This is a genomic window from Bradyrhizobium sp. LeoB3, from assembly GCF_055456055.1.
In genome coordinates this window covers 1-6,498 of the sequence record NZ_JBVBEF010000188.1, presented here as the reverse complement: position 1 = coordinate 6,498, position 6,498 = coordinate 1, and the positions used below count along the sequence as shown (strand labels likewise).

The following is a 6,498-nucleotide window of genomic DNA, read 5'->3' as shown; positions in this document are numbered from 1 at the left end:
GGGATTTGGTTCCCGGCTTACCGGTCGCGCCACGCGGCGGCGTTACACGCTTCGTGCAGTCAAGCAACGGCGTCACCCAGCCTCATTCCGCATGGCTGTCATAACGACCTACAGACCGACATTAGGCCAGCCCCGGTTCACCGTCGGCGGCCGATGAGTGCGCCGCGACGCACTCCGGCGTAGGTCGTTATTCGGGCACGACCAGAGCCTTGGCCTTGCGCAGCCCATTCATCACTTGTGGATCCAGGTTCAGATGCGCCTGCACCAGCTCGGGCGGCGTGGCTGCCATCCAGGTGTCTAGAGAAAAGTCGACAAAGCGGTCGCTCTTGAACGTCTCGAGAAATCGCAGCGTGTTCGGTCCCGTGTTCTCGAGGTAGTGCCCCATCGCCACCGGCACGTACCCGACATCGCCGGCCTGCAGATCGAACGTTCGGGCCTGCCCCTGGCCGGCGAACACGCCCATGCGCGTCTGCCCCTCGATGACGTAGAGCCACTCGTCGCCATTGGGGTGCCAGTGCACCTCGCGCAATCCGCCCGGCTCGACTTCGACGAGCGCCGCGGCGGTCGTGGTGCTGATCGGGAACAGACGGGAATCGGTGATCCGCACCGATCCGCTTCTGGTCTTGATCGGCACCTGCTCCATCATCCGCCACGTGTAGTTCGTCTCCGACGCCTGTGCGCCCGGTATGGCTTCGGAGCCGAGCGGCCCCGGTATCGGCGCGGGAAAAATATACCGTTCGCTTTCCTCGGGGGTGTGGCCGAACAGCGCGGCAGGCACGCCGAAATTCTTGCCCAGCACCTCGGGCGGCACGCGCCGGAACCAGTCGTTGAGCAGGAAAGTGTTGTCCTCGTCGAAGTCGCCGTCGTCGAACACGAGAAGGAATTCGCAACCGTCGGGACCGAGGCCCTGGATCGAGTGCGGGGTCCCGCCCGGGAAGAACCAGAGGTCGCCGACACCGACGTCGTCGACGAAATAGCGCCCCTCGGAATCGACGGCCGTCACGCGGGCCTTGCCATACAGCATGTAGGCCCATTCCGACGCCTTGTGCCAATGCAGCTCGCGCACGCCGCCGGCGTTCAGACGCATGTTCACGCCGGCGATGGATGTCGCAACCCCGAGCTCGCGCCGCGTGACCTGGCGGGTCCAGCCGCCCGGCTCGAGCCGCACATGCGCATCGGAAAACGAGAAGCGCAGGTTCGGCAACGTGCCATGATCGGTCGATGGCGGAACCAACAGATCCGGGTTCTGCTGATCCCGCATCAGATTGCGCGGGCCGGGATCGGTGCCGCCGTGACCAGGCCGCTGTGGCTGTGGAGTAGCGGCGCCTCCGGTTTGCGCATGCGCGAGACCCGCAGTCGTAAGAAGACCACCGGCGGCGGTTGCCGCCAATAGATGCCGACGGGAAATGGAATCCATGCTTGTTTCTCCTATGATTCGAGACTGCTGCTGCGCACGACGCGGTGCTTGACTTCTCCGTGCGTCGTCGGACGGAAGCGGTTCACGCTATCAATGCAGTAGGCGATTCAACCCGCGAACGAGGAATTGGGAGTACCCTGCTTTCTCCGCAAGCTTTAGCCAGCGTCGATATTTCTCGTTAGCACGATTTCCAGCAGTTTCCGGCAGGGCGCACTAACATCAGCACTGGCAGCCTCGATACCAATGAACTGAAGTTCGCGGCCGATTGAGCGCTCACGCCGACGCTCTCCCGCGGTCAACCGGCGGATGCTGAAGCGGTCGGCGACTGGTTGCTCCGCGCGCAGGACAATTAACTTTGGGCGAGACCGTGTAGCTTGCTTCGTTCAGCGGCAGCTGTTTTGCCGCACGTCCTTGGCCCGACTGCCGAAGGCATGCAACAACCTCGAAGAGCTGCGCATAGAAACCGTTGCAGAAGTCACGATGGTTTCGGCCAAGAAGTCGGCGCCCAAGTCGAAAAGCTGATAGCGCGTCAAGGCGCAACCAGCGGCGTTAACTGCCCGGGCACGCCGCCCAGGTTCTCGCCGTAGCAGTCACGGCAGTCCTGATATGTCGGGATGTACTCGCCAGACTGAGAGGCCGCCCCTTGATGCTGCGCACGAAAAAGCGGACTGAGCAGAATGGAATCTGTGATGGTCCACGCTGATGACACATCTCGAGACGCGGCCGTCGCCAGCTGCCATCTCAGACAGGGTACCGCGTGGCCGGCGTCCTGGGTCTAACGCGCCGTCGCGGCCGTTACGCCACGCACTAGGTTGGCGTCGTTCCCTGTAGGTGAACGCTGGGTGCGTGACCGAACCTTTGGCGGAATGCACGGGCGAAATTGTTGTAATCGCGATAACCACAAGCGTAGGCTATCTCGCTCAGACTCTGGCCCGACTTCATCGATGACCGACGATTGATACTGCGCGCAGCTTGATCCAGGCGCACTGATTGAATGAAGCCGCTGCAGCTACAACCGCGGTTCGTGAACAGTTTTTGGAGATAACGTAGCGAAATACCGACCTCGGCCGCAATCTTAGATGGACCGAAATCCGGATCGGCAAAGCGATCTTTGACGACAAAGCAGATGCGCCTGAACAATCGATCCGAATGAAGGGACCTCGGTGCTGGATCTTCCGGCGCTAATAGCGCTCCGAGCAGATCAAAAACCGCCAATTGCATATAGTTGCCAGCCGACGTAGGCGTAGATACCTCTTCGTTGACGGCGTCCAGAACGAGTTGGAATAGCAGGCGTGATGCAGGCGCTCCAGAGCAGCCAGTAAGGCCGCCGCGCGGCTCGAATCCAACGCCACGAATCAGACGCTGGCGAGGCAACTGCAGTGTGATCCACTGTTCGTGGCCATCATTAAGATACGTCACCGGGCGGGCACAATTTACGAACGCGACATCTCCCACCCCCAGTGCTACGGCCTGATCATCTTGAATGATCGTTGATCGTCCGGCGACCTGAAATACGGCAAAGCAGTGATCAAGGCCGTCAAGGCGAATATCCCTTTGTGTCCGTTCGCAACGGCATTTATTGTTCCTAATCTCCGACGCATTAAGTCCGAAGATGTCCCGGCGGCGAACCCGGCCGGCAAAGGCTTTAGGGTTGTCTATCGTGTGCAGCCCACAAATCGGGCGCAATAGATCCCTCCACTGTTCGTAGTTCAACTCGGGCGTCTGCAGAAGGTCAGCACTGCGCATCAGAAGGTCAGCAATCCGCATTGTCACCGAGATCCCTTAAGGCTGTGGTTTGAAGCTCCTAAAAGAGGGCTCCGATGAGACTCTTCAACGGCACGCGCAATCAAATGTTGGAGAAGCGCGCGATCGTGACACCCGGCAGTGATGAGCTGAGCAGCGCTGAGACGATCGGGCCGCCAGCTTAAAGGTGGAGGCCCAAGTCCCAGGTAAATGAAGCCACGCCAAGAGGCCGATCAGCACCGCAACCAGGAACGCGAGCCCTGGCTAGAGGTTTGTGAGGCGCCGGCAATAGGTTAGTTGTTAGCTCGTACTTACTCGTTGATCTCCCGGCAGATCCGGACAAAATGCTCCGCATCCAACATTCCTACTACGTCCGGTTCTCACCTGGTACTATGTTTGGTTTCTGGGATGACTTGGTGATCCCTTCAGATTCCGTTACCACCCTGCTCTTCGTCGCCCTGTTCTTCCACAAACCCGCCGACAGCGGATCACCGCGGCTTACGCGGTCTTGTCCGCGGCGACCTTCACCTCGACGAGATCGACGGAGGATCACGCTCTCGCCCTGCTTGCCCCCGAGACCTCGACCTCGCCGCCGAGATCGCGGGCCACAGCGATCTTGCGCAGGCGAGCGACACCATTCTTCACCGGCGACATGCATGCCGCTGGCATACTCGGTCAATCGTCGAATTCGTCAGGCAACGCCAGTGCGTGACGCGAGGCACGAAAGGGCGCGTTAGACCCACGACGCGGCCCCGCTCGGCGGCCTATGGCTTACGACGGCAAGCTGGATCGAGAGAGCCTTGCCAAAATCAAGATGCTAATCGCGATGGCTTCGTGCCAGATCCGGAGTTCGATTCAGCAAAACTGTTCAGGAAAGAAGAGATGCGAGTCGCAAAAGCGTTCATCGTCGCCTTAGACGCGCTTACGCTTGGAAGAGCATGCCATGTCTGCAGATGGATTGATCACGACTGTAGCAACTTCGGACCGGAATAGATCATGAAGCCGTTCGAAGTCGAGGTCCGTGTCAAGCGCATGACGGTGATTGCCCATATCGATCACGCCGCGAGCGCCGCGGCGCCGACAGATCTTTGATCTTCGGCGGCCAAGGGTGGAACACCGCTGATGCAATCGGTACTGACGATCGGCATCGACCTGCCGCAAAAGGCGCTGGTCTGCCAAGACGAGGCCGGCGCGACGTTTCTTTCCGACAACGATCCCCCGGAATCTCACGCATCGGCGCGAACTCGGCGACTCCGCCAAGCGTGTCCTCGAAGCGATATCAGGCGCGCTGAACGAGTTGGCAGCCAAGGCGGCGAACAGCTGGTTGAGGTGGGGTCAAACGTGAGGCGCGTCTGGTTTCGGAAACCGCACTAGTTCAGGCCCCGCCCACCAGGGCCTTAATCATGAACGGCGGAGGAGAACTACAAAGGCGTTTCGGACCGTTCAGGCGTCTTGGCTTGGTTATGGCACTAGAAACAGGGATGTATGTCATGGCTTTTAACGATGCGTCGCTGCCGCCGGTATGGCCGGAAGATGCCGCGCCCCTGCTGGCCACGGTCGCGGGTTCGGTTCTACTGCCTGGCGAGGCGGGATACGACGACGAACGCGCCGTCTGGAATCTGAATCACGAGCTAGTACCTGCGGTGATCGTGGTGCCGGAGAGCGCGCGCGATGTCCAGGCCGCCGTTACTTTCGCGGCGGGGCAGCACCGGCCGGTCCTGGTGAAGACAACCGGTCACCAGATTGTCGGCCAGGCGCGCGGCGCCGTCCTCATCGCGACTCATCGAATGAACGACATAACGATCGACATGGCCGGCCGCACGGCTCGGGTCGGCGCCGGAGCGCTGTGGTCGGAGGTCATCGCGAAGGCGGCCAAAGCCGGGCTGGCCCCGCTGAACGGGTCAAACCCCACCGTGGGAGTCTCCGGTTACACCCTAGGCGGCGGCCTCAGCCCGACCCTCGGCCGCTCACACGGCTACGCCGCCGACCACGTGCGCTCGCTTGACGTGGTCACCGCGGACGGCGACCTGCGGCACGTCGACGCCGAGTCCGAGCCCGACCTGTTCTGGGCGCTGCGCGGCGGCAAGGGCAACTTCGCAGTGGTCACCGCCCTGGAATTGGAGCTGTTCCCGGTGTCCCGCCTCTACGGCGGCGGCATCTTCTTCCCTGGCGAGCGCACGGCCGACGTGCTGCGAGCCTGGACCGACTGGCACCCGAGCACCCCGGAGACCATGGTCACGTCGATTGCCGTGATGCGGATGCCATCGGTGCCAGGAGTGCCCGAGCCTGTACGCGGGAAGTTTCTGGTGTCGGTGCGGATCGCCTACAACGGCACGACCGCGGACGGCGAGCGGATGATAGCGCCGCTGCGGGCGGTAGCTCCGGCAGTCCTGGACACCGTGCGGGACATGCCGTACAGCGAGGTCGCGTCGATCCACAGCGAGCCGACCGACCCGCTGCCCTACTACGAACGGGGCATCATGCTGCGAGAGTTTCCGGCGCAGGCGCAGGACAAACTGATCGAACTGGTTGGTCCGGATTCCGAGACCGCCCTGGTGATCGCCGAGCTTCGTGCCCTGGGCGGGGCGTGGGACCGGGAGCCGGCGGTGCCCAACGCCGTACCTACAAGGGGCCTGCCGTACAGCCTGCTCGGCGTCTCGGTCGGTCCGCTGTCGCAGGAGCAGCAACTCAAGAGGTCGGTCGCCGAGCTGCTCGACGGCATGAAGCCCTGGCAGGGCGACCGGCGTTTCGTGAACAATCTCGCGCCGGATGAGGCGGCCGACGGCGCGGCGATTTACGGGCCGGAGCGCTACGCGCGCTTGGCGTCCATCAAGAAGACCTACGACCCGGCCAACATGTTCAGGCTCAACCACAATGTGATACCGGCCACCTGATTGGACAAAGCCGCCCGCCATCACGCGAGTGGTCGGCTTGGTCACCGAGTCGTTGAAAAACGAAAAGCAGGCGCGGCGTTTGATGGTGACTGTACTGATGGCGCTTCGCGACGACACCGCCTTGCAGATGGCGAAACCGCGAACTTGCCGAACGGCTCCCCGCCATCATTCGACGATTGCCACATACGGATCTCAAAAGCGGTATTTCCGGCAAGGTCACGGACGCTATCAGCGACCTCGAATACAACAATGCGCAGCCACGCCAATGGCCTTCATGACGTCCGAAGAGCTGGACGCGCTTACGAAGTGTCCAAGCGCGGCATCACGGCTTTTGTCGGCAACGAGATCCGGCAATTGATCGACGAAGTTCGGCATCAATGCGACGAAGACCAGTGCTTCCAGGTTCGATATCGCCCACATTCGGCACCGCCTTTATCAAGCCTC

Annotated in this window: 5 protein-coding genes; 3 read left to right on the top strand and 2 right to left on the bottom strand. The window is 61.7% G+C overall.

Going from position 1 to position 6,498, the window contains the following annotated elements:
• Positions 1-187: 187 nt before the first annotated feature.
• Positions 188-1,417 carry a cupin domain-containing protein gene (locus ACZXDY_RS44090; RefSeq protein ID WP_464349789.1) on the bottom strand — a complete coding sequence of 410 codons (1,230 nt, stop codon included), beginning with the start codon at positions 1,415-1,417 and terminating at the stop codon, positions 188-190.
• Between the two features lie 807 nt (positions 1,418-2,224).
• Entirely contained in the window at positions 2,225-3,184 is a 960-nt protein-coding gene (locus ACZXDY_RS44085; protein ID WP_464349788.1) for a helix-turn-helix domain-containing protein, read from the bottom strand.
• A 1,098-nt stretch (positions 3,185-4,282) separates the two neighbouring features.
• On the opposite strand from ACZXDY_RS44085, the gene ACZXDY_RS44080 reads away from it, so the two are divergent.
• The 3 genes from ACZXDY_RS44080 to ACZXDY_RS44070 all read left to right on the top strand — a co-directional run.
• Positions 4,283-4,534, top strand: a complete 252-nt coding sequence (locus ACZXDY_RS44080) for a hypothetical protein (RefSeq protein ID WP_464349787.1) — start codon at positions 4,283-4,285, stop codon at positions 4,532-4,534.
• A 116-nt stretch (positions 4,535-4,650) separates the two neighbouring features.
• Positions 4,651-6,054 carry an FAD-binding oxidoreductase gene (locus tag ACZXDY_RS44075; protein WP_464349786.1) on the top strand — a complete coding sequence of 468 codons (1,404 nt, stop codon included), beginning with the start codon at positions 4,651-4,653 and terminating at the stop codon, positions 6,052-6,054.
• 249 nt (positions 6,055-6,303) lie between these two features.
• Positions 6,304-6,498: hypothetical protein (locus ACZXDY_RS44070; protein ID WP_464349785.1), on the top strand; the 195-nt coding region annotated here is incomplete at its 3' end.